The organism is Prolixibacter sp. SD074 (assembly GCF_009617895.1).
Classification (GTDB): domain Bacteria; phylum Bacteroidota; class Bacteroidia; order Bacteroidales; family Prolixibacteraceae; genus Prolixibacter.
In genome coordinates this window covers 3,598,557-3,624,197 of record NZ_BLAW01000001.1, presented here as the reverse complement: position 1 = coordinate 3,624,197, position 25,641 = coordinate 3,598,557, and the positions used below count along the sequence as shown (strand labels likewise).

Annotated in this window: 21 protein-coding genes and 4 tRNA genes; 5 read left to right on the top strand and 20 right to left on the bottom strand. The window is 45.3% G+C overall.

The genetic code is table 11. The features are described from left to right. Window positions 1-30: 30 nt before the first annotated feature. The 20 genes from GJU82_RS15550 to glmM all read right to left on the bottom strand — a co-directional run bounded on the left by GJU82_RS15550 (window position 31) and on the right by glmM (window position 20,285). Window positions 31-1,611 carry a hypothetical protein gene (locus tag GJU82_RS15550; RefSeq protein WP_153632993.1) on the bottom strand — a complete coding sequence of 527 codons (1,581 nt, stop codon included), beginning with the start codon at window positions 1,609-1,611 and terminating at the stop codon, window positions 31-33. Window positions 1,612-1,637: 26 nt separating this feature from the next. After that, complete coding sequence (locus GJU82_RS15545; RefSeq protein ID WP_153632992.1) at window positions 1,638-1,892, bottom strand: hypothetical protein; 255 nt, start codon at window positions 1,890-1,892, stop codon at window positions 1,638-1,640. A gap of 227 nt (window positions 1,893-2,119) precedes the next feature. Beyond that, a complete protein-coding gene (locus GJU82_RS15540; RefSeq protein ID WP_153632991.1) occupies window positions 2,120-3,673 on the bottom strand; it encodes a hypothetical protein in 1,554 nt (517 codons plus the stop codon). A 57-nt stretch (window positions 3,674-3,730) separates the two neighbouring features. Then, entirely contained in the window at window positions 3,731-3,946 is a 216-nt protein-coding gene (locus GJU82_RS15535) for a hypothetical protein (RefSeq protein WP_153632990.1), read from the bottom strand. Between the two features lie 34 nt (window positions 3,947-3,980). Beyond that, entirely contained in the window at window positions 3,981-4,820 is an 840-nt protein-coding gene (locus GJU82_RS15530) for a hypothetical protein (RefSeq protein ID WP_153632989.1), read from the bottom strand. Window positions 4,821-5,617: 797 nt separating this feature from the next. Next, window positions 5,618-5,690, bottom strand: a tRNA-Gly gene (locus GJU82_RS15525). A gap of 43 nt (window positions 5,691-5,733) precedes the next feature. Next, window positions 5,734-5,817: transfer RNA gene (locus tag GJU82_RS15520), tRNA-Leu, on the bottom strand. Window positions 5,818-5,826: 9 nt separating this feature from the next. Then, a tRNA-Gly gene (locus GJU82_RS15515) sits at window positions 5,827-5,899 on the bottom strand. Window positions 5,900-5,990: 91 nt separating this feature from the next. Further along, window positions 5,991-6,063, bottom strand: a tRNA-Gly gene (locus tag GJU82_RS15510). A 124-nt stretch (window positions 6,064-6,187) separates the two neighbouring features. Beyond that, a complete protein-coding gene (mutS, locus tag GJU82_RS15505) occupies window positions 6,188-8,806 on the bottom strand; it encodes a DNA mismatch repair protein MutS (protein ID WP_228488727.1) in 2,619 nt (872 codons plus the stop codon). A 134-nt stretch (window positions 8,807-8,940) separates the two neighbouring features. Next, the gene (locus GJU82_RS15500; RefSeq protein ID WP_153632988.1) at window positions 8,941-10,134 is read right to left on the bottom strand and encodes a DUF4105 domain-containing protein; all 1,194 of its coding nucleotides are present in this window, start codon (window positions 10,132-10,134) and stop codon (window positions 8,941-8,943) included. Window positions 10,135-10,206: 72 nt separating this feature from the next. Then, complete coding sequence (locus GJU82_RS15495) at window positions 10,207-10,860, bottom strand: tRNA1(Val) (adenine(37)-N6)-methyltransferase (protein WP_194831077.1); 654 nt, start codon at window positions 10,858-10,860, stop codon at window positions 10,207-10,209. 61 nt (window positions 10,861-10,921) lie between these two features. Then, window positions 10,922-11,689, bottom strand: coding sequence for a TIGR02757 family protein (locus tag GJU82_RS15490; RefSeq protein WP_153632986.1), 768 nt, complete (start codon window positions 11,687-11,689; stop codon window positions 10,922-10,924). Between the two features lie 5 nt (window positions 11,690-11,694). After that, the gene (locus GJU82_RS15485; RefSeq protein WP_153633431.1) at window positions 11,695-12,348 is read right to left on the bottom strand and encodes an ABC transporter ATP-binding protein; all 654 of its coding nucleotides are present in this window, start codon (window positions 12,346-12,348) and stop codon (window positions 11,695-11,697) included. Between the two features lie 98 nt (window positions 12,349-12,446). After that, window positions 12,447-13,433 (bottom strand): calcium/sodium antiporter, encoded by a 987-nt coding sequence (locus GJU82_RS15480; protein WP_194831076.1) that lies wholly within the window; start codon window positions 13,431-13,433, stop codon window positions 12,447-12,449. A gap of 116 nt (window positions 13,434-13,549) precedes the next feature. Beyond that, complete coding sequence (gene tatA, locus GJU82_RS15475; RefSeq protein WP_153632984.1) at window positions 13,550-13,843, bottom strand: twin-arginine translocase TatA/TatE family subunit; 294 nt, start codon at window positions 13,841-13,843, stop codon at window positions 13,550-13,552. A 142-nt stretch (window positions 13,844-13,985) separates the two neighbouring features. Continuing rightward, window positions 13,986-17,006 carry a protein translocase subunit SecDF gene (gene secDF, locus GJU82_RS15470; protein ID WP_153632983.1) on the bottom strand — a complete coding sequence of 1,007 codons (3,021 nt, stop codon included), beginning with the start codon at window positions 17,004-17,006 and terminating at the stop codon, window positions 13,986-13,988. A 151-nt stretch (window positions 17,007-17,157) separates the two neighbouring features. Then, on the bottom strand, window positions 17,158-17,598 hold the full coding sequence (locus GJU82_RS15465) for a retropepsin-like aspartic protease (protein WP_153632982.1): 441 nt from the start codon (window positions 17,596-17,598) through the stop codon (window positions 17,158-17,160). Window positions 17,599-17,659: 61 nt separating this feature from the next. Beyond that, entirely contained in the window at window positions 17,660-18,595 is a 936-nt protein-coding gene (gene mdh / locus GJU82_RS15460) for a malate dehydrogenase (protein WP_153632981.1), read from the bottom strand. A 298-nt stretch (window positions 18,596-18,893) separates the two neighbouring features. Beyond that, the gene (gene glmM / locus GJU82_RS15455; protein WP_153632980.1) at window positions 18,894-20,285 is read right to left on the bottom strand and encodes a phosphoglucosamine mutase; all 1,392 of its coding nucleotides are present in this window, start codon (window positions 20,283-20,285) and stop codon (window positions 18,894-18,896) included. A 388-nt stretch (window positions 20,286-20,673) separates the two neighbouring features. Here glmM and GJU82_RS17580 point away from each other — a divergent pair, with 388 nt between their 5' ends. From GJU82_RS17580 to GJU82_RS15435, 5 genes are all read left to right on the top strand, one after another. Next, the gene (locus GJU82_RS17580) at window positions 20,674-21,072 is read left to right on the top strand and encodes a hypothetical protein (protein WP_228488725.1); all 399 of its coding nucleotides are present in this window, start codon (window positions 20,674-20,676) and stop codon (window positions 21,070-21,072) included. Window positions 21,073-21,113: 41 nt separating this feature from the next. Further along, complete coding sequence (locus tag GJU82_RS17575) at window positions 21,114-21,935, top strand: pseudouridine synthase (RefSeq protein ID WP_228488724.1); 822 nt, start codon at window positions 21,114-21,116, stop codon at window positions 21,933-21,935. Between the two features lie 70 nt (window positions 21,936-22,005). Next, on the top strand, window positions 22,006-22,494 hold the full coding sequence (locus tag GJU82_RS15445) for an RNA polymerase sigma factor (RefSeq protein ID WP_153632978.1): 489 nt from the start codon (window positions 22,006-22,008) through the stop codon (window positions 22,492-22,494). Continuing rightward, complete coding sequence (locus GJU82_RS15440) at window positions 22,494-23,174, top strand: hypothetical protein (protein ID WP_153632977.1); 681 nt, start codon at window positions 22,494-22,496, stop codon at window positions 23,172-23,174. Before GJU82_RS15445 ends, GJU82_RS15440 begins: the two co-directional genes overlap by 1 nt. Continuing rightward, window positions 23,149-25,596, top strand: coding sequence for a DUF5686 and carboxypeptidase-like regulatory domain-containing protein (locus GJU82_RS15435; RefSeq protein ID WP_153632976.1), 2,448 nt, complete (start codon window positions 23,149-23,151; stop codon window positions 25,594-25,596). Before GJU82_RS15440 ends, GJU82_RS15435 begins: the two co-directional genes overlap by 26 nt. Window positions 25,597-25,641 lie beyond the last annotated feature (45 nt).

The window sequence follows — 25,641 nt, the reverse complement described above, 5'->3', positions numbered from 1 at the left end:
ACCTTTTTCTATAGTTTTCAACCCTAATAATTATTCAATCCCACAAACTGTGGCATGAGCAACCACCCATATTGTTCCGCCATTTAATCCAGTTTTCGTTTCGGTCCATGTACTTCCTGTTAAGCCTTCAGCAACAAATTCGTACTCTCCGGGCGCAACGGTATACACCAATTCACCATTATTATTCTTATAATAATATGGGATTTGCGGATCGGGATCAGCTCCGGCCTCTCCTTCAGCAACCCACAAATGCGCTTCAGCGAGTTGATAGCCATCGTCAAGTTGGTAGGTCACCGTAGCTGTGCTCCCATAATAATTGACGGTTACAGTCCCCACGTTGGTTCCTTTTGAAAGATCACACTGAGCCGCCCCGGCATACAAATCGAAGGTGTAAGTACCATCAGCCGATAATGGTCCGTTGGTCCAACCCCATCGATTTGATGGGATACCCAAGTATCCAAATTTGGAAAAACAAGTACTGTAGGTATCATTATAATAGGCAAAAGCAGTTTCGCAATTATCTCCCGGATCATTCGGATCTTCCAGGCAATTCAAATATTCCAGATGAATAAATCGCTGATTTGTCACATTGGGATCGGGATCATTCGCCTCATCGACTTTGACTGTAATTCCCCGGGCTTCATCAATTAATATGGGATCACCTACATACGATGTCAAGCCAAGATATTCAAGAATGATGGCTTGAGGAATGGTTACGGTAAAAACGTCCGAATAAATAACCTGGCCATCCTCCAACTTTCCGAAAGCAGGACGAATCTCCAATGTAAGACCATCGGTCATTTCGAGCGCAGGAGCATACAATGGGAAACAAACAGGGAAAACTCCCTTAATCGAGTTATTTTCGACCGTATAGTTCGGGCCGATGTCCCAATAAGCTGTTCCTCCATCCACCTCTGTGGGCATCCAGGCCTTCAGATAAGACGGATATACCTGGTGGTAATATTCCGGATCATTTTCATCGATACAGTTTATGAACACACATACTTCATCTCCCTCCACAATGTTGTAATCGAACCATCCAAAACCAAATGCAGGCGCAACCTGCTGATTAAAACAGAGTAGCTCCAGCACAATACGGTTCTTCTCATATTGGCCGACCGAAAATTCCAATGGCAACGGTTGGCTAACATAATCCATAAAAGCAGAATCGTTCTCAGGGGTGCCCATCAGGATTTTGACATTGTCAGCCGTCCAATCGCCGTTGTGATCGTCTTTTTCCACCAAAGCAAAACGTACAATTGAGTATGTGGCATCCGCATTCAGCTGAATCAGTTCAGAAGCGACTCCCTCTCCTACAGCACTAAATGTCAAAAAATAAGTCTTGTCAAAAGCATTTGGCCCAGTTAAACGTACCATTAACCGGTAATCGCCATTCGCGACAAAATCCGGTACGTCACCGCAATCCAAACCAGCCAAAATTACATCAAAATCACTATTTGCGCTCTTGAGTACCGTTTTCGACTTTTCTGCAAAGAAGCTAACGTCTGCCTTTTGTTGATTACTGATCCCGTCATCATTCCGGGAACAACTCCACACCAAAGCCAGAAGCATAATCACTCCCGCAACAGCTGCTATCCATTTATTTTTCATAATTTATTCCATTTTTATTGGGTTTCTTATGATACCGGACAGGGAATCTCATCCAGGTAATAGCCTTCGCCCGTATTGACCGCATCGTTTTGCAGTTCCTCCAGGATTTGCTTCACTTCTGCGTCCGTAATAATAAAATCCTTCTCCAAGCCTTCATCATAAATAATATGAACCCCGACTCCATAAGTTGTCGCACCGCTCCATAACGGGAAACAGATCCATCCTTCGCTTGAACTGCCAGATGAGACATAAACCTCACCAAAGGTGTCCGCGTCTGTCATCGTATATAAAGTGACTGAATAATCGGCAGGGTCCCACGTCTCTGTCCCATTACCGCTTCATTCCCTCACGTACAGACACATTTCGTTCATCGATTTTGATTTCCCCGGATAACGGGGAACTTATTCCCTTTGAACCTGATGCCTGTTCGAAAGCAGGCAATTTCAATCAGCCGGAAAACCATACCATGTAAAAAACATGATACGATCCCCCGGCTCTCTAAAAATTATCAGTTGTTAGGTAAATCTAAAACGAATGGCGAAGCCAAATCGCCATAAACATAAGTAAAGCCACCCACCGGGGTAAAAGTTCCCAGCATTGACAAACTGGTATCCCACTCTTTCAATCCGACTCCTAGCTGACCGGTAATGATGTTGCCATTCTCATACACCATAGCTCCAAATACACCTGCCAGATCGGAAGTTGATGATGCCATTTGGGTTACTGTTTTACTCGTCAAATCGATTTGATAGACGATACCGCCACCGTTCGATTTGTTAAAGCTTAGCAAGTTGCCGTCGGTTGTGGCAATCAGGTCCCCACCGGAAAAATCGAAATCATCTCCGGATAAGGGAACCGTTTCGTAGTCCGTATAAACCATGCCGTCCGTATCTAATTGATAGAACAATAATTGATCGTTATCCATATCGGCTGCCAGCAGTTTATCACCCATATACACCAACTGGGTAATCTTGGCAGGAGCGTTTGATGCTGTATACGTTTGAAAACTCATGGTATAGAGATCGTATACCAGGACCATCGCACTTACATCCGAGTTCACGACATACAACTGGCGACGGTTCGGAGCAACAGCAATATGGGGATCTCTTCCAATTTCAGTATCGTTGGCATTATCGAGTATCTTTGTCATGGTAATGTCATTCCCGTTGAATAACAACGTATAAATGGCTGAGTTACCATTATCGTCATTATGCGACTCGAAGTAGGCTGGTTTATTGCAATCCGGTAGTGTGATGTGAATATACCTTGGGTTCTCGGCCCCGGATCCTTCCACTTTCTCAACTTTAACCGTGATACCAGTTGCAGGATCGGTTTCTTCCAGTCCCTGGTAGTCTTCGATGGGCATTAAATAATCCAAAATGATATCGCGGGATATGTGAACCCACACATCATCTCCATAAATAAAATCACCATCCGACGTTCTGCCAAATACCGGCTTCAACTGAAGAATCACACCATTCTCCATATCATCCAATAACGCATACAGCGGGAAACACATGGGATCCACTGAACCGACAACCTGGTCAACATTTTCAGCATCTGGAACAAGCGTGTAATTGGAGCCAATCTCCCAATAGGGCGCTTCGCCTGCCCGCACAACAGTTTCACCATCAAGTGTTGTCTTCCATGCATACATGTCGGCGGCAAATACCTGGTGGTAGTAATCGCGATCATTTTCGTTGATACAGTTAACAAACACACAGATTTCATCGCCTTCCACAATGTTGTAATCAAACCATTCGAAACCAAATGCCGGAGCCGCCTGTTGATTAAAACAAAGTACATCAAACACTTTCCGGTTCTTTTCATACTCCTGGATATTAATCTGTGCCGGCAGTGTTTCTGAAACATATTCCTGAAATGCGGAACCATCCATTGGTGTGGCCAACAATATTTTACTATTGGCTTCCGACCACGGTTGTTCTGAATTTATTTTCTCAACAATTTCAAAGCGGGTGACTTCATAGTCCCCGGGGGTCAATTGCACCAAATCTGTTGCAATACCGTCTTCAATATTTGTGCCTAACGCCGTATAGTTCAAGTAATAGTCGTTGCCACCTCCAGACAATTGACTACCTGTAATCCGTACGTGTACCGTTCAGTAATCGGCCCATTTGCAATCGAGGTCTGCCAACAATGCATCGTAATCAAGATTGCCCGATTTGAGCATGGGCTTTGTCAAGTTGGCTTGAAAAACCAAATCGACTTTCTTTTGGGTGTCACCTCCCAAATCATCCTTCTTGCTGCAAGAGGAAAAAAGCATCAAAAAAGGCACTGCCATAAGCAGCATTCGAAAAAGTAGATTTTTTCTCATTTCGATAGAATTTAAGTTAAACATTAATATATCACTAGTCGCATCCAATTTCGAGATGGACAAAGTCAATTTCGCCATTTACATACTTTTCTATTTCTACTTTTGTTATCGGAATAATCAAAACTGAATTCTCTTCACCAATGGGCTGTACCTGAAGAACAATTCCATTGGTGTAGTCAGCGGGTAAGGAAATGTACACGGGTTCAGGGTGTCCCTGTGAATTCAGGTTATTCCCGCTGGATATCTCCGTTACCGGATTTTGTTCTCCATCAGACGTGTAAGCCGTAAAATTATAGGAAAGGACTTCATGAAAGTTTTCCCGATTCCCGTCATTACAACGGTTAATAAAAAGGTAGAATCCGGAAACCTCCGCAGCTTGAGCAACCTCCCCGGAGCCGCTTTCAGCGTGCGTTCCCAAGTATGAAAGACTCAGACAACTCACACTTAAAAGTGTACGCCCTACTGCAGACGTATGGAAAGTGCAGTTCTTCGTGCTATTAATCGGGTAGGTGACCGCAAAGTGGGGCGCGGGAATCAATCGCACTTTTCCCATCCGGCGAACAGTAAACTTGGTCAACCGGTAATCTGCCGGAGGAATGGGGATCAACCGGGAAATGTAGCGTCCATCCTGAAAAGTCATGAAAATAGGATAGTTCAGAGCAGTGACGGCTCCGTCGGAACGCACCAGCGTAATCTCGGCATCAAAATCAGCTTTGGGAGGATAAACCTCAAGACTATTGAACGCATCTTTTAGGAACACCTGAATATATAGTCCGTTCTCCAGCTTCAGGAGGCCTTCTTCCTGGTTATTACAGGAAATCCCAGCTAAAACAAGTACCAGAACTATAATGAGGCCAGTTAGCTTATTTTTCATAATATTAAAATTACAGATGTACTGCCTAATTATCAGAGCGTAAAATACCTTCCCGACAAGAGCTACTATTTATAGGTATCGCATAACTATCCTTCTCAGGAAATTATCCTTTTAATCCAACAGAAGAAATAAACACTGAAGAGTTCAGTCTGGAAGTGAAATGGGGAGATTGTTAATCAATCTACAACAGCATTAATACCGCTGTTATACGACCCTTTAGTTACATGGTTGGACTGGTTTCAGCATTAACATAATAGGTTTTAGTTATTGTTCTACATAGGTGCAATTGTTATCAACTTACCGTGGTTAGGCCAGAAAACCGGAAGAACCCTACATCCCCGGTTTGACTGAAATTGATGCACTTTCAATAATTCTACTTTTAAAGGTGCAGCCAAAGGCAGTCGAACTGCCTTTACTTAAACAAGTTGCAGACTACACCTCTGAGTTTCGCACCATCAATCTTTCAGTGAATGACGGCGAAGGAGTTTTTCATTCAAGGATAATAAAAATCCCTGGCAAGAACAGGTCACTTAGTTTTCAATAGTAAAGATAAATTTACGGCATTCAGAAAGTAAACACAAGACATTGGTTTAAAAAAAAGAGACAAAATACTAAACACTTATACTACAATCTATTAATAAATTAAAATCAACTTTAACATATTCTCAAACACCTATAAAGAGGTGAAAAACAGCAATCATAATAATAACACTGTTAGCTTTATCTATTCGAAAAAAAGAGCTAACCCGGGACCGATAAGATTGAAGAAAAAAAGCCCCCGAAAATCGGAGGCTTTGAGCGGGAAACGAGACTCGAACTCGCGACCCTAACCTTGGCAAGGTTATGCTCTACCAACTGAGCTATTCCCGCAAAAAACGGGGCAATCAAAAAATAATTGCTCCGTTACCTAATGTACCCAGAGCGGGACTTGAACCCGCACGGCCGTAATGGCCATTGGATTTTAAGTCCAACGTGTCTACCATTCCACCACCTGGGCATCCTTTCGAGCGGGAAACGAGACTCGAACTCGCGACCCTAACCTTGGCAAGGTTATGCTCTACCAACTGAGCTATTCCCGCATTTTCAGGATGTTTTGACAAAAAATACCAAAAGAACCAGTCGTTCAATATTTCTGTCGTTCAATATGAAATGAACATTTTTGCAAAGCTGAGCGGGAAACGAGACTCGAACTCGCGACCCTAACCTTGGCAAGGTTATGCTCTGCCAACTGAGCTATTCCCGCATGTTGCTTCCGCCTATACCCTGCGATAGCGGACGCAAATATAAAAACATTTTTCCTTACGCTGAAAAATCAAATTGATTTTATGTCCGATTTTTCGTTAAACAGCGTTCCTTTCTGCAGAAAGTTATTGTCCGGCAATTTTTTTGATCTCGTTCAGCTTGTTCAATGCCTCCATCGGCGTCAGATTATTAATGTCCAGACTGGCAATTTCGTCACGAATCTGTTTGAGCACCGGATCATCTAACTGGAAGAAACTAAGCTGTAAACCTTCGCGGTTCCCCGCGATTTCGCCAACAGGTTTGGCCGGATACTCTTTCCGGTTGTTTTCCTCCAGCTGCTTCAGAATATCGTCGGCACGCTTCACCACACTTGGCGGCATACCAGCCATCCGGGCCACATGAATACCAAAACTGTGGTTGCTCCCGCCCCTTATCAGCTTGCGCAGAAAGATAACCTTATTCCCGACTTCCTTCACCGTAACGTTAAAATTTCGTACCCGGTTGAACGATTTTTCCATTTCGTTCAATTCATGGTAATGCGTAGCAAACAGGGTCTTGGCACGTGCCTTTGGATGTTCATGAATATATTCCACAATGGACCAGGCTATGGAAATTCCATCGTAAGTACTGGTACCCCGTCCCAACTCGTCAAGCAGAATAAGGCTCCGCTCCGAAAGGTTGTTCAGGATACTGGCCGCTTCATTCATTTCAACCATGAAGGTTGATTCGCCCAGCGAAAGATTGTCCGACGCTCCGACTCGTGTAAAAATTTTGTCCACAAACCCGATTTTGGCGGCTTCCGCCGGAACAAAACTTCCCATCTGGGACATCAGTACAATCAATGCAGTTTGCCTTAATAAAGCCGACTTACCGGCCATATTCGGCCCCGTGATGATGATGATCTGCTGTTCGTCGTTATCCAGATAAACGTCGTTGGTAATGTAGGCCTCCCCTACCGGAAGTTGCTGTTCAATCACCGGATGACGCCCGCCCTTGATATCGATGATGGTCGAATCATTTACTTCCGGCCGTTTATAGTTGTTTCCTTCCGCAATGGTGGCAAATGAGAGCAAACAATCGATTCGTGCCAGAATGACTGCGTCGAGCTGAATGGCTTGGATATAATCGGAAATGGAAAAGACCAGATCGGAAAAAAGTTTCGATTCCAGTTCCAGTATTCGTTCTTCTGCTCCCATAATTTTTGTTTCATACTCTTTCAGTTCCTCGGTAATGTACCGCTCTGCACTAACCAGCGTTTGTTTGCGAATCCACTCCGGCGGGACCTTGTCTTTATGTGTATTTCGAACTTCGATGTAATAGCCGAATACGTTATTGAAACCAATCTTCAACGACGTAATACCTGTACGCGCAATTTCTCTATCTACAATTTTCTTCAGGTAATCTTTCCCCGAAAAAGCGATTCCTCTCAGTTCATCCAGCTCTTCTGAAATACCGTCAGCAAGTACCCGCCCTTTCCCAATCTGCGTAGGAGGTTCCGGCACCAGTTCTTTGTCAATGCGTTCCTTAATTGACGTACATGGGTTCAACTGTTCGGCATACCTTTGCAAACTATCGTTGCCGGATTGATTACAGGCATTCCTGATGGGCTCAATTGCCGCCAGCGAACTCTTCAACTGAACTACCTCACGTGGATTGATTCGACCGGTGGCTACTTTGGAAATGATCCGTTCCAGATCACCAATTTGCCGCAGCGAATCTTCCAGCTCCTCCTTCAAGCCCGGATGAGAAACGAAATGCTCCACTACATCAAGCCGCTCATTAATGCGTTTGATTTCTTTCAGCGGAAGCGCCACCCAACGTTTTAGTAAACGGGCACCCATCGGCGAAATCGTCCGATCGATGACTTGTACCAGCGTTTTTGCACCTTCGTTAATGGTCGAAAAAAGCTCCAGGTTCCGAATGGTAAACCGGTCGAGCCAAACATACCGGTCCTCATCAATGCGCGATAAGCTGGTGATGTGCTTTAACTGGTTATGTTGCGTCAAGTCGAGGTACTGCAAAATAGCGCCCGAGGCAATGATTCCCAGTTGCAAGCCATGAACACCAAACCCTTTCAGCGTTTTGGTTTCAAAATGTCGCGTCAGCCTGTCAAAGGCTGTATCTTCAGTATAAACCCAATCGTCTAGCGTGTAGGTATAGAATTTATGTCCGAACGCTTCCGTGAACAGCTTTTCCTTTCCCTTTTGGAATAACACCTCTTTAGGTTGGAAACTATTCAGTAGCTTGTCTATATATTCAAAATTCCCTTCAGCGGTCATGAATTCACCGGTGGAAATATCGAGAAACGCCACGCCCGCCATCTGCTTGTCGATGTGCAGCGAGGCCAGAAAATTATTTTCGCGGTGCTCCAGAATGTTGTCATTGATGGAAACACCAGGTGTTACCAATTCGGTAATTCCCCGCTTAACAATTTTCTTCGTGGTTTTCGGGTCTTCAAGTTGCTCGCAAATGGCCACCCGTTGCCCGGCCCTGACAAGCTTAGGCAAGTATGTATCCAGCGCGTGATATGGAAATCCGGCCAGTTCTACATAACTCGCTGAGCCATTAGCCCGACGGGTTAAAGTAATACCCAAAATTCCGGCCGCTTTAATGGCGTCTTCACCGAATGTTTCGTAAAAGTCGCCCACACGAAACAGCAATACAGCGTCGGGATGTTTTGACTTGACGCTGTAATATTGCTTCATCAGCGGGGTTTCGACGTATTTTTTTATGCTTTTTGCCAAAGGAATTTAGGTTTTAACAATCTGCGAAAACAAATATAGGAACAATCCAACGGCCGGGAAAGCGTCCTGTTTTCCTGTAACCAGAAGTTTTCAACAAGCCGCACTATTCACTTGTTTGGCCTGCCCAAAAATAATTACCTGGCCTGTGCATTTTCCCGTAAACGGAGATCATCCAGCACATGTTTCCCCGAACGCAACAATAACATCAGCGAAAGCGGGATGACCAGCCAGTGAAACGTTTGCGGCAACAATGGCATACTTAGCAGGAAAAGTACCAGCAGGCCGGCTGTAAACCAGTGATATCCCTTTAATTTTTCACGCATTGGCTTTATCAGCAATACAAAGGCAAACAAGAAATGTGTTGGTAACGCCCAAACGAGGTTCAGGTTCCAACCCGTTGCCGGATGTGTGGAAACAAATGTCAGGAAGACCAAAACAAATCCGGCAACTCCAAAGAGAAGATAGATAATAAAGTCCAGCCATATCCCGGCTTTCCGTTTCCGGTATTGCCAAACGGTGAATATGAGTACGAGAATAAAAAAGGCCCAAATAACATTGACCGGCGACCAAAGTTCCGGTTTGAATTCTTGGGGAGGCGCATTATAAACAGTGGTACGCGGTAAACACAACTGAGCATCAACCGAATCTCTGGAGACTTTTGCTTCCGAAAAGTCCTTCGAGAGGTAGTCGGGCAGGAACATCTTCTGATAATACGTAATCTGTTTATCAGCCGGAATGCCTAGCGCCATTTTTATTCCCACCCCAGCCCATGTGTTTCCGGGTACGTAGCGGTCGAGCATGTCACGAAAAGTAACCGGTTTTTCGGTCTCCTGTGCCCAAATAATTTTATTATGCAACACCTCTTCCACCCTGTCGCGAATACGTGTTGCGCAATTATCGAAAAAGAAATTGTACCGGTAGACCCGATTTTCCGGCTTGGCATTTTCAACCAGCAAATCGAAAAGGCGCTGCCTTTCATCCGGCGTCAAATCAATTTCCTGTTCATGCACACTTCGTTTATAATAAATGTACTCCTGCATAAAGTCGGAAAAATATTGCACCGCCAACATGTAATCGGTCTCCCCTTTCGCAAAGCGATAAACGAAATTCGGTGCATCGAAACTGAAAACACCATAGTTGAACACCAGGTCAATTTTGTTTCCCGGATCGTGTAGCCGCAAGGCTGTATGGCCAAAATAGGAATAGATTTCGTTTCCGGGTTCGCAGGTCAAGAGCGAAATACGGGCAGTTGGAGATAACTGTAGGGCACGCGATGACTGAACAGACAGCGTAAACAACAACAGGAGAAGCAATAACTTTCGACTCATAATCCAGGGATGAAAATATTTTTGATAGCTAAAAATAAAAAACAGCCGGAGAATTGTCCGGTATTTCCTTTTTTAAAGTTTTAAATAATAGTCTTTTGTCAGCATACGATACGCCTCGCTGTAATTTCCATCCACATCACGAAGGCGCAATTCGCTTACCTGCCGGTCGTCAGGCTTTTTGCTGAATTCCAGCAAAACACGATTGGCTGGTTTACTTTCGCGGGGAACCACATTGACCACTTTTACCAAATAGAAGCCGTTCAAACGAGCGGTTTCACGAAATTCATCATATGCAGCGAATGGTATAATAACACAAAAGCGGCCTTCCGGCGAAAGCTTTTTAGTTGCGCCTTCAATCAATTCAGAATAGGATAAATACTGATCGTGACGGGCGACAGTGCGGTTCTTATCGGGTGATGCAAGCGAATTGGCAAAATAGGGCGGATTGCTCACAATCAAATCATACTGGTCGGGCATCCCTTCCGTGAATTCCTGGAATGAAGAGTGAAAGACCGTTACCCGGGCAGCCCAGGGTGAGGCAACCACATTCTGATTGGCTTCGCAAAATGCCACTGGTTCAATCTCCACCGCATCAACGATGGCTTCCGAACGCTGTGCCAACATGAGCGCCACCAACCCCGTTCCGGCTCCCACATCCAGGATGGCTTTAGCCCCGGTTACGTCGGCCCATGCACCGAGTAGAACGCCGTCGGTTCCGACCTTCATGGCGGCCTTTTCTTGTTTGATCTCAAACTGTTTAAAGGCAAATGACTCCGATTCCATTGGCTTAGAATTTCTCAAAAACACCCAGTCCGAACAGGGCGAAATCGTATTTAACCGGATCTTCTGAATCAAAATCCCGGAGACGGGAAGTTAATTCATCAACCGCTTTCCAATCATTCTGTTTTCGCTTCAGCAATCCCAACTTTCGCGCCACATTGCCTGAGTGGACATCCAAAGGCATCATCAGCGCCGAAGCCGGAATATCTTTCCACAATCCAAAATCGACACCCGTGCGATTATCCCGCACCATCCAACGCAAAAACATGTTGATACGCTTGGCTGACGAACCTTTCAACGGATTGGCTACGTGCTTTTGCGTGCGGATTTCGGGCGCGTAACTCAAAAACTTTTCCCGGAAATGGATAATTCCCGACATTATACTTCCACCATGCTGAAACCCTTCTACAAATAAAGCCTCCAAACCATCCTCCTCTCGATAAATTTCCCGTAAAGCGTGAAGAAAATAGCGGCAATCAATTCCATTAAAAGTCCGGTGCACAAAATCTCCAAAACGATCAAAATGTTCCACATTACTCTGTGTGATAAAGTCAAACGGGCGATGTTCCATCCAATCCATCAATTTATTTGCATTGCGAATAATGGTTGGCCGCTGCCCCCATGCAATGGTCGCAGCCAGAAATCCGGCTATTTCAATGTCCTCCTTGCGGGAAAAAAGTCGCGGAACGGAGATGGGATCGGTTTCAATGAACCGGAGCTGGTTATATAAAAGATATTTTTCGTCGAGAAAGCTTTTTAGTTCCTGGCCGGTCATGCGTTCTAATTCTCAATCACACCATCGCGAATGCGCAACATCCGGTCGGTGGTTTTGGCAAAATGTTCGTCGTGGGTAACAATAATGAAAGTCTGCTGAAATTTCTCCTTCAGCTTAAAAAACAGGGAGAACAGATATTCCTGGTTACGCGAGTCGAGGTTCCCGGAAGGTTCGTCGGCCAAAATCACCGATGGATCGTTGATCAATGCACGGGCAACCGCCACACGCTGCTTTTCGCCTCCCGATAATTCCGATGGCTTATGATGAAACCGATCTCTCAGATCGAGACTTTCGAGCAGTTCCTGCGCCTTTGCTTCCACCTCTTTCCTGTCGCGCTTTGAAATATACCCGGGAATACACACATTTTCGAAGGCGGTAAATTCCGGCAGCAAATGATGGAACTGAAAGACAAAACCAATTTCACTATTCCGGAAACGGGAAAGTTCCCGCTCTCCCATTTTAAATACTTCCTTTTTATTGATCTGAACCTTGCCGCTGTCAGGCTTTCCCAACGTTCCCAGGATTTGCAGCAAGGTTGTTTTTCCGGCACCACTGGCGCCAACTATCGATACAACTTCACCCTGGTAGACTTCCAGCGATACACTTTTCAATACCTGCAAATCGCCAAACGACTTAGTGATATTGCTTGCCTGTAATATGATATTCTTTTTACTCATTTTTGTTTACGGTCACGACCATTTCAGGTCACCTAAAAATACCGAAAAAATAAATGCCGCTCTAATTTCCTATCGGAAACTCAAATGATGGAAACGATATAAACAATGTAAAATACGAAGAGTAAAAACCCCTCGATACGTAACAACTCTCCTCCGTACGGATTCCGCAGCACAGAAAATTTATGCCAGCCCGACTCGCGCAGAGCTATCAAATTCTTCCGTAAAGGAATAATAAACAAGAATAAAGCAAGGGCAAATCCCAGCATCCAAATGGTATCAAACCGGAATGCCGTAAAATCTACCGGAATGGGATGAATGGCCGCAGTGAGCCCAATGACACCAAACAGATTGAAAATATTGGATCCGATGATGTTACCGATAGAAATATCGGCTTCTTTTTTTATCGCGGCCATAACCGATGCGGCAAGCTCCGGAAGACTGGTCCCAAATGCAACGATCGTTATGGAAATAATTCGTTCGGTAATTCCCAGGCTTCGGGCAATGGTTGAGGCACCGTCAATCAGAATACGTGAGCCAAATGCCAAAGCTCCAATCGAAAGGGCAATAATAAAGAAACCAACCGGAATCGAGTAACGCGGTGGAAGTATTTCATGAGCTTCTTTCTGTCGCCGTGAACGCTGGAAACTTTTCCAAATAAACCAAAGCAAAGCGATAAAGAAGACGATTCCTTCAACCCGTTCCACCTTTGCATCCATGATAAAAAGATAAAACAGGATACTGGCAGCAAACATGACCGGCCAGGCAAAACGTATCGTCTCCCGTTTAACCGGCATCGCCATCAACGTGGCAGTCAATCCAAGTACCAGAGCGATATTGGCAATATTGGATCCCACCACATTTCCGATAGAAATTTCGGGGTGTCCCGAAATCGCAGCGTCCAGACTCACAATGAACTCAGGGGCCGACGTTCCGAAGGCAACAACCGTGATTCCAATAACGAGGGTCGAAACTTTAAAATGCCGGGCAAGACCTACCCCTCCCCGCACCAGCAAATCGCCGCCGACAAGTAAAAGAATTAAGCCGCCTAGTAATTTCAGATATTCCACAAAGGGTAAGTTAACGGTAATCGTTCGTTCCAATTCCTTTCTACAAAAGAAAAACCTCCTTTCACCTCGTGGCGAAAAGAGATCCATATATTTTAAACACAACAAATGTCGACGGTTTACCCGTGTGCCGCATCATTGTTTTTTTCCTCAAGCTCTTCCTCAATCTTTCTGCTCAGTTTATTGGATTCGCTGTTTACTGAATCGGTAAAATTATTGACATCTTTTTTCAAGTCTGAGGTATGATTTTCAAATTCTTTCTGGATATCACTCGTCGCTTTTTTAAATTCGCGCATCCCTTTACCCAGCGTCCGGGCAATTTCAGGAATACTGTTCGCCCCGAAAAACAGCAGCGCCAGTAATAAGACCAGAACCAACTCTGAACCACTCACAAAGAGCAACACATTCCCCATGGTAATTGATTTTGAACAAATATAACATTCATCCGGCAATTGTCATCGTCCCACATCAGATTTTAGAGTGACACCATTAAAAATGCCCGATCGCTTAGCGCAACCGGGCATATCCATTCAGAAAATATCTTTGTTATTCAGATTATTTCTTCTTCCTGGTAATTCTCTCCTTCACTTTACTGACGGTATCGTAAACAATCGGTGTTGCGATGAATATCGAAGAATAGGTACCTACAACTACACCCATCATCAACGCGAAGGTGAATCCTTTAATAGATGTTCCACCGAACAGGAATATGGCCAGCAATACCACGAAAGTTGAAAGTGACGTACTGAATGTACGACGTAATGTGCTGTTGATGGCTGCATTCATCACGTCCTTCCGGTCTTGCTTTGGATGCAAATGGAGGTACTCGCGGATACGGTCGAATACAACCACCGTATCGTTTATGGAGTAACCAAGTACCGTTAGAATGGCCGCAATAAACGCCTGGTCGACCTCCAGCGAGAATGATAACCAACCATCTAATAAGGCAAACATTCCGACAACGATAAAGGTGTCGTGTGCAAGTGCCACAATAGCCCCAAGAGAGTATTGCCACTGCCGGAACCGAATCAAAATATAAAGGAAGATGATAACCAGTGCAAAGAGTATGGATATCAATGCATCTTTCCGGATATCATCCGAAATGGTCGGTCCCACTTTTTGCGAACTCATCCGGTAATTAGAAAGAAACTCCTCTTCAGATGTATTGGCCGGTAGGTACTGTTTTATCCCATCGTACAATTTGTCTTCGATATCGGAATCCACATTGTTTCCATCCTCATCAATACGATAATCGGTTGTAATACGTAACTGGTTATCGCCACCGAAGGTTTTCACTTCAGGCGCTGAACCAAACTCAGGTGTCAGTGAATTCATCACTTTCTGTACCGGGACCGGTTGCTCAAAACGAACAACATAAGTACGGCCTCCTTTGAAGTCGATACCATAATTCAGCCCTTTGAATATCAATGCAAACAGTGCAATGGCAATCATCGTTCCGGAAACACCGTAGAAAACCTTCCGCTTGTTGAGGAATTTAATTGTCGGATTCCTGAGCCATTCGGCGGTCCCCGATGCAACGAATTTGATTTTACGATCTTTTGCTAACCATCTTTCAAATACCAGACGGGTAATAAAAATGGCGGTAAACATGGAAGTCAGAATACCAATGATAAGCGTAGTAGCAAAACCTTTAATCGGACCAGAACCAAACATGAACAGAACTACACCGGTAAGCAACGTAGTTACCTGTCCATCAATGATGGCCGAATAAGCATTCCGGTAACCATCCTGGATGGCCAGCTTCATACCCTTGCCAGCTTTTAACTCTTCCTGAATACGCTCATAAATCAGCACGTTCGCATCCACCGACATACCGATCGTCAGAACGATACCCGCAATTCCCGGTAGGGTAAGCACTGCTCCCAATGACGCCAAAATACCAATAATATAGAAGAGGTTCGTTACCAGCGCCAGGTTGGCAACCAGACCAGCACTTCCACTGTAGAAGAACAACATATAAATAAGGATGAGCACGAAGGCAATAGCAAACGACCACATACCATTGCGAATCGATTCCTTACCCAGTGTCGGTCCTACAATTTCTTCCTGAACGATGTGAGCCGGAGCAGGCATTTTACCTGACTTCAGCATGTTTGCAAGGTCTTTTGCCTCATTTACCGTGAAGTTGCCGGTAATGGATGAACGGCCTCCGGTAATTTCACCCTGTACAGTCGGGAACGACTGGACCAGGCCATCAAGAACAATGGCAATGGATTTACCTACATTTTCACGGGTCAGACGAGCCCAGGTTTTGGCCCCTTCACTGTTCATGGTCATGGATACCTCGCTGGTTGCACGGTTTTGACCGAACTCCTGACGTGCATCTGTAATCACATCACCGGTGAGTGGCGCTTTACCATCACGGTTGGTTACCTTCAACGCAATCAACTGATAGTAATCGCCTTTCTTATCCATCGGCTTGGATGTCCAGCGGAATATCATGTTACGCGGAAAGATGGAACGAATCTGCGGCATCTTCAGATATTGGTCAACCCGGGCCGTATCTTTAAAATGCGCGTAGCCAACCACCGGCCCCCGGAACAATTGTCCGTCGCGGGAAGTATTGGGCGGCAATACCGAGAAGAGCGGGAAGTTTTTAGCAATATCGGCAGCCGAACCAGCCGAAAGCGAATCTTTGGTTTGTGCTTTATCCAACTCATCCAACAGACTGGTACCGGTGGTATCTTTCTTTGCTTCGGCTTTTTTGCCTTCCGGTTTTACCTCAGGTGTTTCTGTTGTTTTTTCAGCAATCTGATCAACCGTGTTCTCTCCGGTTTCGTTCATTTCACGCAAACGCTGGTTTGCTTTCAGCAGATAAGGATAAACATCACCGTTTTCCCATGTTTCCCAGAACTCTAACTTGGCAGTTCCTTCCAACAGCTTCCGGACACGGTCAGCGTCTTTTACGCCCGGCAACTCGATAAGGATACGACCTTTGGTTTGCAATTGCTGAATGTTGGGCTGAGCCACACCAAAACGGTCGATACGACTACGAAGAATATTAAAGGCATTATCGATGGCGCCATCTGTCTCTTTTCTGATAACCTGCAATACCTGTGCGTTGGTCGAATTGTAATTCACTTTATCGCGCAGGTCAACCGTATTAAATACGGCAGCCAGACGACCGTTTGGATCAATTTGCTCGAAAGCCTGTCCAAACAGGGTTACAAAATTCTCCTGGCTGCTCTTCTGACGTTCAGTCGCCAGATTCAGCGCAGCGTTAAATGTTGAATCCTTACTGTTATTAGCCAAAGAGCGAATCAGATCCGGCACCGAAATTTCCAGGGTTACGTTCATACCACCTTTCAGGTCAAGACCGAGGTTCATCTCGTACTCTTTCACTTCACGGTAAGTATATTTACGAATTCCCAGGAAATTAAATACGGGCTGTCCGGCAACTGAATCGAGATAATACGTTTCACGTTGAGGATTCCCGTTTGCGTACTCCAGAGCATCCTTTTCGACCTGTTTGGCCTTGAAAGTAAAGGTTAGCTGGTAAACACAAATTAAGGCTAGCAGGATTGCAAAAAGCCTTATCAATCCTTTATTCTGCATTGGGATATCAGTTTAATTTTCCTATGTAATTTGACAATTTTATACGTTTTCAGCTTAGCACGCAAAGATATTTATTTTTTTCTGAATACAATGGTTTTCAACGGAGCAATGCCCGTTATGTCAGATGGCCCACAATACATGGAAGCAAATGTTATGCAAACCCCTCCATGCCGGGTAATTTTAAAACCAGTTGCTGCTGACCATAATCAATGACTGCCTTGTACCGAATCAGAAAGTCCGAGCCCAATAATCCGACAATCTGCTTATCGGAGAAACGGGCATATTCCTGATTAATGTGCGCCAGATCAATTAATACAATCGTCAGCAAGCCAAAATTGAACTGTCCCAGCCATAATTCACCGATTTCACCCGAAGCGGTTTCCACTAAATCCTTGCCAAGGCCAGTTGCCTGTTTTACGGGGTTTTCATCGGGTTGATAATGCTCAGCCAGGCTTTTGTCGAAAACCGATTTCGATGCACCGGAATCGATCACCCACCAGCCGACATACTCGTTTCCGAACCGGGCTTTAACCAATGGATGGTAAGTTCCGGCTTCCAGTTCACACAGCTCAATCGGGATAATAATTTCCATATTAAAGGCAAAAAAAGGGGAACCTGTTTCAGTTCCCCTTCTATTTATGATGAAGTATTGTTTACTTGCTGTTCAATTTATCGAGCACGCTCATTACTTCGCGAACATGGCCTTCACTCTCTTTCAGCATCGCCATTTCATCTTCGTTCAATTCAAGTTCGATTACCTTTTCGATACCGTTTTTACCCAAAATAACCGGTACTCCCAGGTAGCAATTATCGATGCCGTACTCGCCTTCCAGGTTCACACAAACCGGGAATACACGACGCTGATCTTTCACAATGGCCTCAACCATTTGTGCTGCGGCAGCACCCGGGGCATACCATGCCGATGTGCCCATCAGTTTAACCAACTCTCCACCACCGGTTTTTGTACGCGATACAATGGCTTCCAGTTTTTCACTGTCAATCAATTCGGTAACCGGAATACCAGCAACCGTAGTATAACGTGGCAGCGGAACCATGGTATCGCCATGGCCGCCCATCAATACTGCCTGAATATCCTTTGGCGAAACATTCAATGCTTCAGCCAGGAACGCACGGTAACGGGCAGTATCCAGAATACCAGCCATTCCCATAACCCTCGAGCGTGGGAATTTTGAAGTCAGGTGTGCCTGATATGTCATTACATCCAGCGGGTTGGACACAATAATAACAACGGCTTCCGGTGAATACTTAACCACATTCTCGGTAACCGATTTCACGATACCTGCGTTAGTCTCAATCAGGTCATCGCGGCTCATTCCCGGTTTACGCGGAAGCCCGGATGTAATCACCACAACATCCGAACCGGCTGTTTTTGAATAATCGTTCGATACGCCTACGGTGCGGGTATCATATACATTGATGGGAGCTTTTTCCCAAATATCAAGGGCTTTGCCTTCTGCCAAACCCTCTTTAATGTCAACCAGAATTACTTCGTTTACCACTTCGCGGTAAGCTAATACATCGGCGCAAGTAGCGCCAACATTTCCTGCACCTACTACAGTAACTTTCATAAACCTTGCAATTAAGAATTCAATTATCAATCAGTTTCTATACTTTTTTCTAAAAAGCAAACAAATATAACCAGAATAGGATGTAATCAAAAGGATTTTTGCAAGGATTTCGAAACCCCGAAGGGTTGTAACATGGCTGCATAACAGGAAAATCCACATATTTCATTCATCCCTGAGATTGTCTTTATTCATTTGAAAAAAAGAAGGGCCCCCCTTTGGAACTTTTATAAAAAGAAGAAGACGGTGCCCCTGTTATGTGAAAACCACTTTGTCTATAGATGAGATAAAACTGAAGTGGTTAGTTGTTCACTATCGCTTTTATTTCACCGATAATTTTCGCTGCCAGCGCTTCGGCTTTTTCCATGCTTTTACCTTCGGAATAAATACGAATGATGGGTTCGGTATTCGATTTTCTCAAATGCACCCATTCGTCAGCAAAATCAATCTTCACACCATCCACATCGTTCACTTGCTCATGCTGATATTTTTCCTTCATGGCAACCAAAACGGCATCTACATCAATTTCCGGAGTCAGTTCAATTTTATTCTTCGAAATAAAATAATTGGGATATTGCGCCCGCAATTCCGAACATTTTTTGCCTGATTTAGCCAGATGGGTCAGGAACAAACCAATTCCCACCAACGAATCGCGCCCATAATGACTGGCCGGATAGATTACTCCACCGTTTCCTTCGCCGCCAATTACTGCGCCGGTCTCTTTCATCAGGGTCGTTACGTTCACTTCTCCCACTGCTGAAGGGGCATAGGTCCCACCATGTTTTTCGGTGATATCCCGCAGTGCCCGGGAAGAAGATAAGTTAGAAACGGTATTGCCAGGCGTCTGACTCAACACATAATCGGCAACAGCCACCAGGGTATATTCCTCATTGAACATGGTGCCATCTTCGTTGATGATGGCCAGCCGATCAACATCCGGATCAACGACAAAGCCAACATCCACACCTTTGTCACGAATAATCGCCGACGTTTCCTGCAGGTTTTCCGGAATGGGCTCCGGCGTGTGCGCGAAATGTCCGTGCGGTTCACAGTTGATTTCCACTACCTCTGATACGCCGAGCGCTTTTAACATGGCAGGAACAGCCACACCTCCCACTGAATTAACTGCATCAACAGCCACCTTAAACTTAGCAGCCCGGATGGCTTCCACATCTACCAGGTCAAGGTCAAGCACATGCTGAACATGGTAGTTGGTGTAATCTTTCTCCGTTTCCACTCCCAAATCATCCACTTCGGCAAAATAAAAATCTTCTTTTTCAGCAATTGCCAGCACCGTCTTTCCATCTGCACCGTTTAGAAATTCGCCTTTGTTATTCAACAATTTCAGCGCATTCCACTGCTTAGGGTTATGGCTGGCAGTTAAAATAATACCGCCGTCGGCATTCTCTGTTGTCACCGCGATTTCGGTGGTTGGCGTTGTTGCCAAACCGATATTAATTACATCGGCCCCCATTCCCATCAAGGTGCCGGATACCAAAGCGTTGACCATTTTTCCCGAAATCCGGGCATCGCGACCGACCACGATACGCAGTTTCCCTTCGCTGGTTTGATTATTCTTCGCCCAGGTGCAATAGGCTGCGGTAAATTTGACCACATCGAGCGGGCTTAACCCCTCGCCGGGCACTCCACCAATGGTGCCCCGTATTCCTGAAATGGATTTTATTAGTGTCATAAAGTGGATCGTTTTGTTTTGGATTGAATGAGCAAAATTGCCGAAAAAGGGTTTCATTTCAAAGAAAAAACCTGTGGACCCATTTCTCCTCATCCATCACCTCTAAAATACCGCCTGACGTTCCCAACGCTGTCAACTCCAACCATTCAAAACCTAACTAACTGAATGACTTTCTGTTTTAGCCCATTATTATTTTCATGTTAAATGCATCGAATCTCATAAAATCATAATACTATATTCATTTTTTTGCGAACTTTGCGGCGATTAAATTAGTTTACAGAATATATTGAAATGATGAAAAAAGGAAGAGGACAGGACCGCCCACAAAAGCGGACCGTCGGAGGAAGAAGCAGCAGCCGTGTGGGCACGAACAAAACCACTGAGCGGGTTGGAAAGCGCAAACGGATTGCAGGGGCAACAGGCTCAACAAACAGCAACAGGCCGGGACGATTCTCCGGCCCGCGAGATACGGAAAGAAGTGAAAGGCCCAGTCATTACTCAAGGCCGGGAAGCACAGAAAGAAGCGAAAGGACCAGCCGGCATTCTGGAACTGAAGGTTCGGAAAGAAGAGGAAATCCAAAACATTTTTCAAGAACTGAGCGCCCCGAGAGAGGCGATCGCCCCAATCGTTTCAACCGAAATGAAGGAACTGACAGGAGAGAATATTCCGATAGAAAAGATTCTCGCTCCGGCCGCGATAACCATCGCCCAGACAATCCGGCTTACCGTAAAAACAATCGTTTTTCAGGGAAAAATGAAGAGCGGGGCGACCGCCGCCAGGAACTAAATACACGAAGAAATGCGGACAAACCCGATTCGGACCGCTACATGAACAAGGATGGAAAAGTCATCCGTGGCCGGTTTGGTGAGAAAAATCTGCGCGATAAACGTGTCGGTAGCACTGAACGCATACAGCGTGTTAAGCGGGAAGATGACGGAACCATACGCCTCAATCGTTTCATTGCCAATGCAGGCATTTGCTCCCGTAGAGAAGCTGATACGTTCATTGCTTCGGGTGTGGTAACTGTCAACGGGGAACCGGTAACCGAAATGGGTATCCGGGTAAAACCCGGTGATGACGTACGTTTTAATGGTCAGCGTATTTCTGCTGAGCGCAAAGTATACGTATTGCTGAATAAACCGAAGGGGTTTGTCACTACCGTGGAAGATCCACACGCCGATCGCACGGTGATGGAGTTAATCAGCAATGCCTGTCCTGAACGGATTTATCCGGTAGGACGGCTCGATAGAACGACTACAGGACTGTTGCTTTTCACCAACGATGGTGAAATGACCAAACGTCTCACCCATCCGAAATACAACCGTAAGAAGATTTATCACGTTCATCTCGACAAAAATGTCAGCAAGAACGACCTGCAGCAGATCGTCAATGGAATTACGCTGGAGGATGGTTTAGTGGCAGCTGATTCGGTTAGCTATGTAGATCCGGAAGACAAAAAACAGGTGGGAATCGAAATCCATTCCGGTAAAAATCGCGTGGTACGCCGTATCTTCGCGCACCTTGGCTACAAGGTCCAGAAGCTCGACCGCGTATATTTTTGCGGGTTGACAAAGAAAAACCTGCCTCGCGGCAGATGGCGTTTCCTTTCCGAAGACGAAGTGAGTTTCCTAAAAATGGGTTCATTTTAGGGAAGATTTTCAATTTTCGTCTATCTTAGTGTAATTCAAACTTCACAGGTAAGACTTATACTTTAGCAAATTGGATCGGGAATTTCTACGAAAAATATCTGAAAACCAAGGGATCATTCATAAGGTCACAGGCATTTACTGTGATAATCCCGAGGATCGAAAAGATCTTTTTCAGGAAATTCTGATTCAGCTATGGAAGTCGTACGAATCCTTCCGAAACGAATCGAAATTTTCCACATGGATGTATCGCGTTGCTCTTAATACGGCCATTACCGCTTTTAAAAAGGCATCGCGACATCCGTTGAATAATCAGATTGATCTGGTCAGTTTTCAACTAACTGCGGAAGAGTACGACTACGAGTTTGAAGAAAATCTGAAGTTGCTCCATAAAGCGATTGAACAATTGACAGGGGTGGAAAAATCAATCATTTTGCTTTACATGGAGGATAAAAAATACGAAGAGATAGCTAAAATTACGGGGATTACTCAAAATTACGTCAGGGTGAAAATGAACCGTATCAAGAAAAAACTGAAAGCGATTTTAAACGTGGATGCCTGATGGAATTATCCGAACTGAAAACAGCATGGAAGAAAGTGGCCGATCGTTCGGCCGATGAAAACAGGCTCGAAGAAGACCAGCTCAGGGAGATTTTGACGAACCGTGGCGAGGGCATTATTTCCCGGCTCGACCGAAATGTGAAAATCGGGTTTGGCCTGTTGGCCCTGTTCATTCTGCTTACGTTCATCGATAAATTGTTGCCCAACTCGATACTGAATAACGGCCTGTTCGAAGAAGTGCCACAACCACCGGAGTGGCTGCTGTTCTCGGGATGGATCGTCAGTATTTTAATCGCATCTACTTTTATTTCATTTGCATGGAAATATTACCGGTTACGCGTACCGCATCTGGCTGCCGAACATTTACCCACAGCACTCAATAAATTACTAATGGTGCTGGCCACTTTCAAAAAGCAGTTCTACCTGGCGCTTTTCCTGTTTATTTTCGAGGCAGGCCTCTCCTTTTCTATCGGGATGTATCACGGATATACTTCAGTGAGTAATACTTTAGGCGATTCGTTCCTGCTTGTCGCCCTGGTTATCAGTATCATGCTTTTCTTCCTCGGTATTTTCGTCGCTATTCTTACCTTTATTTTTCACCTGGGATTCAAAAACCTTTACGGGAAATATCACCAACAACTGAAGGACACCCTTCATGAGCTCAACGAACTCGAAGATTAACAACATTATCAAATTATTCATCACCGGATGGGCATTGTTCTTTGCCTTGCCGGCACATGCCCAAAGTATTTCCGGGCGGGTGCTAGACGAAAGGACCGGTGATCCACTTCCGTTCGTCAACATTGTGTATAATGCCAACCAGGAAGGAACAGTCACCAACCTAGATGGTTACTTCACCATTCCTTCGGCGAAAGCGGAATACCTGCGGGTGAGTTATATGGGCTACCGGACACAATACCTCGACAAGCAACATCTCCTGCAAAAACCGTTGCTCATCCGGTTATTGCCAACCGAAATCCAACTGGAAGCCGTGAATGTCTTTCCGGGAAAAAATCCGGCTGAAACCATCATGGTAAAAGTTCTTCGTAACCGGAAGAAGAACGATCCGGACGAGCTGAATGGATATTGCTATACAGCTTATCACCGATTCTGGATTACGGCCGAAAGAACAAACAGACCGCTGCTGCCTTCCGATACAACGGCCACCAGGTTATTGAAACGCTCGCAAAAACAACATCTTTTCTTAATCGAAACCGTTAGCCGGAAAAATGCCGAAAAGCCCGACCGGGAACATGAAGAGATTTTACAATCGCGCGTATCCGGGATTCAAAATCCCTCGTTCATGGTGTTGGCCACGCAACTGCAATCCTTTTCCGTTTACCGGAATCAGTTCCAATTGTTGGACCAGGAATTTCTTTCGCCAATCAGCAGAAATGCTATTCGTAATTACCTTTTCCTGTTGCGCGACACTCTTTATACCCCGGAAGGCGATTCGCTATTTGTGATTTCCTTCCAGCCACGAAAAAACCGGAACTTCAACGGAATGACGGGAACATTGCACATCAACAGCAACGGTTATGCCGTAGAAACCTTCCTGTCGAAACCAGCGCAAGTTCAAAAGGGCAAACCGGAAATTAACATCCGGCAAAAATACAACCGCTTACCTGACGGACAATGGTTCCCGCTCGAATTGGACACCGAACTGAAGTTTCATCTGAATAAGCTGCCCGGTTCCAAATCGTCAGACAGCACCCTGGACAAACTACTACTGGTGGGAAAAAGCCGTACCTACCTGATGCAGCGGGAAGCGAATCCGGAGTTTACAAGAAAGGACTTCCCTAAAAATGCCGTTACTTATTCAGGGGTAAAACAATCGCTTCCTGCCAATGTAAAGCAATTCAGGGAAAGCCATGCCAGCCCGCTCGATGCTGAGACCTACCGGATTATTGATAGTTTGGGGCGAGCCAGTCATCTGGAAGAAAAGCTGCAAAACTTCAAGTCGCTAATTGACGGACAGGTTCCGTTGGGACCTATCAACTGGGACTGGAAACGATTGGTAAACTATAACGATTACGAAGGATTCAAACCCGGACTCGGGCTGGAAACCAATTCAAAACTGTCGCGCTACTTCAGCGTTGGGGGATATGCTACCTACGGTTTTCAGGATAAAAAAATCCGGCACGGCGAATGGCTTAATCTATTTCCATCAGGCTACCGCGATTTACGATTTCAATTAGGCTACCACGATGAAAACCGGGAAACAGGAGGCAATGATTTTCTCGAAAAAAGAGACCTGTTGCAACCGGAATTTTTCCGCGATCTGCTTATCCGGCACATGTATGCATCGAAACGTTATTCGGCCCGTTTCCTGTTCCGTCCGTTGCAAACACTGAAGATCCAGCTGGTTTCCGACGCCTCTGATAATCGCTTCAGTACCATTGCATCCGATTCCATTCAAAAATACAAACTCAGCCGTGTTGGCGTTCAGCTTCGATTTGCACCCGGCGAAAAAATATACAAAGCTCCCGACGGTCTCTATACCTTTAAACCGGCCTCCAGCGAGTGGTTCCTGAATGCTTACAGGGGAATTCCCTGGCTCGGCGGAAAATATACGTTTAACAAACTGGAACTGAAAGGCCGGATGAAATTCATGCTAACCCCTTCGGGGCCCACACGTGTAATAGTCAAAGCGGGAAATGTAACCGGTGATGTGCCGTATCCGGAATTGTTCAACGGCAACGGTAGTTATACGTCGTCGCTCACCCTGTTGGCGCCCTACTCCTTTGCCACTATGCGCATGAACGAATTCACAGCAAACCAGTATGCATCCATCTTCATTAGGCAAAGCCTGGGAAAACTGTTCATGCACGGCAGCACCAGCTTTCATCCGGAAATTATGGTCGTTCAACACGCAGGTGTTGGAAAACTGGACGACAAATACCCAAATGCGTATCAACTGTCAGCGGGTGATTTCCGGAAAGGTTATTTCGAGTCCGGCTTCGAACTGGACAATTTATTGCCAACTGGTTTGCTAAGTTATGGCCTGGGCGTTTATTACCGCTACGGACCGTATGCCCTGCCGGCCGAGCGGGATAACTGGGCTTTTAAAATCGGGATGTTTCTGAATTTCCAAAAACGGTAATCGTCGATATGATTAAAACAACATGAATATAACTCCGGCTTCGGA

What these genes read in the sequence shown, in the direction of transcription:
- GJU82_RS15550 (WP_153632993.1), bottom strand. Translation starts at nt 1,611, where the DNA reads ATGAAAAATAAATGGATAGCAGCTGTTGCGGGAGTGATTATGCTTCTG.
- GJU82_RS15545 (WP_153632992.1), bottom strand. Translation starts at nt 1,892, where the DNA reads ATGACAGACGCGGACACCTTTGGTGAGGTTTATGTCTCATCTGGCAGT.
- GJU82_RS15535 (WP_153632990.1), bottom strand. Translation starts at nt 3,946, where the DNA reads ATGAGAAAAAATCTACTTTTTCGAATGCTGCTTATGGCAGTGCCTTTT.
- GJU82_RS15530 (WP_153632989.1), bottom strand. Translation starts at nt 4,820, where the DNA reads ATGAAAAATAAGCTAACTGGCCTCATTATAGTTCTGGTACTTGTTTTA.
- GJU82_RS15500 (WP_153632988.1), bottom strand. Translation starts at nt 10,134, where the DNA reads ATGAGTCGAAAGTTATTGCTTCTCCTGTTGTTGTTTACGCTGTCTGTT.
- GJU82_RS15495 (WP_194831077.1), bottom strand. Translation starts at nt 10,860, where the DNA reads ATGAAGGTCGGAACCGACGGCGTTCTACTCGGTGCATGGGCCGACGTA.
- GJU82_RS15490 (WP_153632986.1), bottom strand. Translation starts at nt 11,689, where the DNA reads ATGACCGGCCAGGAACTAAAAAGCTTTCTCGACGAAAAATATCTTTTA.
- tatA (WP_153632984.1), bottom strand. Translation starts at nt 13,843, where the DNA reads ATGGGGAATGTGTTGCTCTTTGTGAGTGGTTCAGAGTTGGTTCTGGTC.
- secDF (WP_153632983.1), bottom strand. Translation starts at nt 17,006, where the DNA reads ATGCAGAATAAAGGATTGATAAGGCTTTTTGCAATCCTGCTAGCCTTA.
- GJU82_RS15465 (WP_153632982.1), bottom strand. Translation starts at nt 17,598, where the DNA reads ATGGAAATTATTATCCCGATTGAGCTGTGTGAACTGGAAGCCGGAACT.
- mdh (WP_153632981.1), bottom strand. Translation starts at nt 18,595, where the DNA reads ATGAAAGTTACTGTAGTAGGTGCAGGAAATGTTGGCGCTACTTGCGCC.
- glmM (WP_153632980.1), bottom strand. Translation starts at nt 20,285, where the DNA reads ATGACACTAATAAAATCCATTTCAGGAATACGGGGCACCATTGGTGGA.
- GJU82_RS17575 (WP_228488724.1), top strand. Translation starts at nt 21,114, where the DNA reads ATGAACAAGGATGGAAAAGTCATCCGTGGCCGGTTTGGTGAGAAAAAT.
- GJU82_RS15440 (WP_153632977.1), top strand. Translation starts at nt 22,494, where the DNA reads ATGGAATTATCCGAACTGAAAACAGCATGGAAGAAAGTGGCCGATCGT.
- GJU82_RS15435 (WP_153632976.1), top strand. Translation starts at nt 23,149, where the DNA reads ATGAGCTCAACGAACTCGAAGATTAACAACATTATCAAATTATTCATC.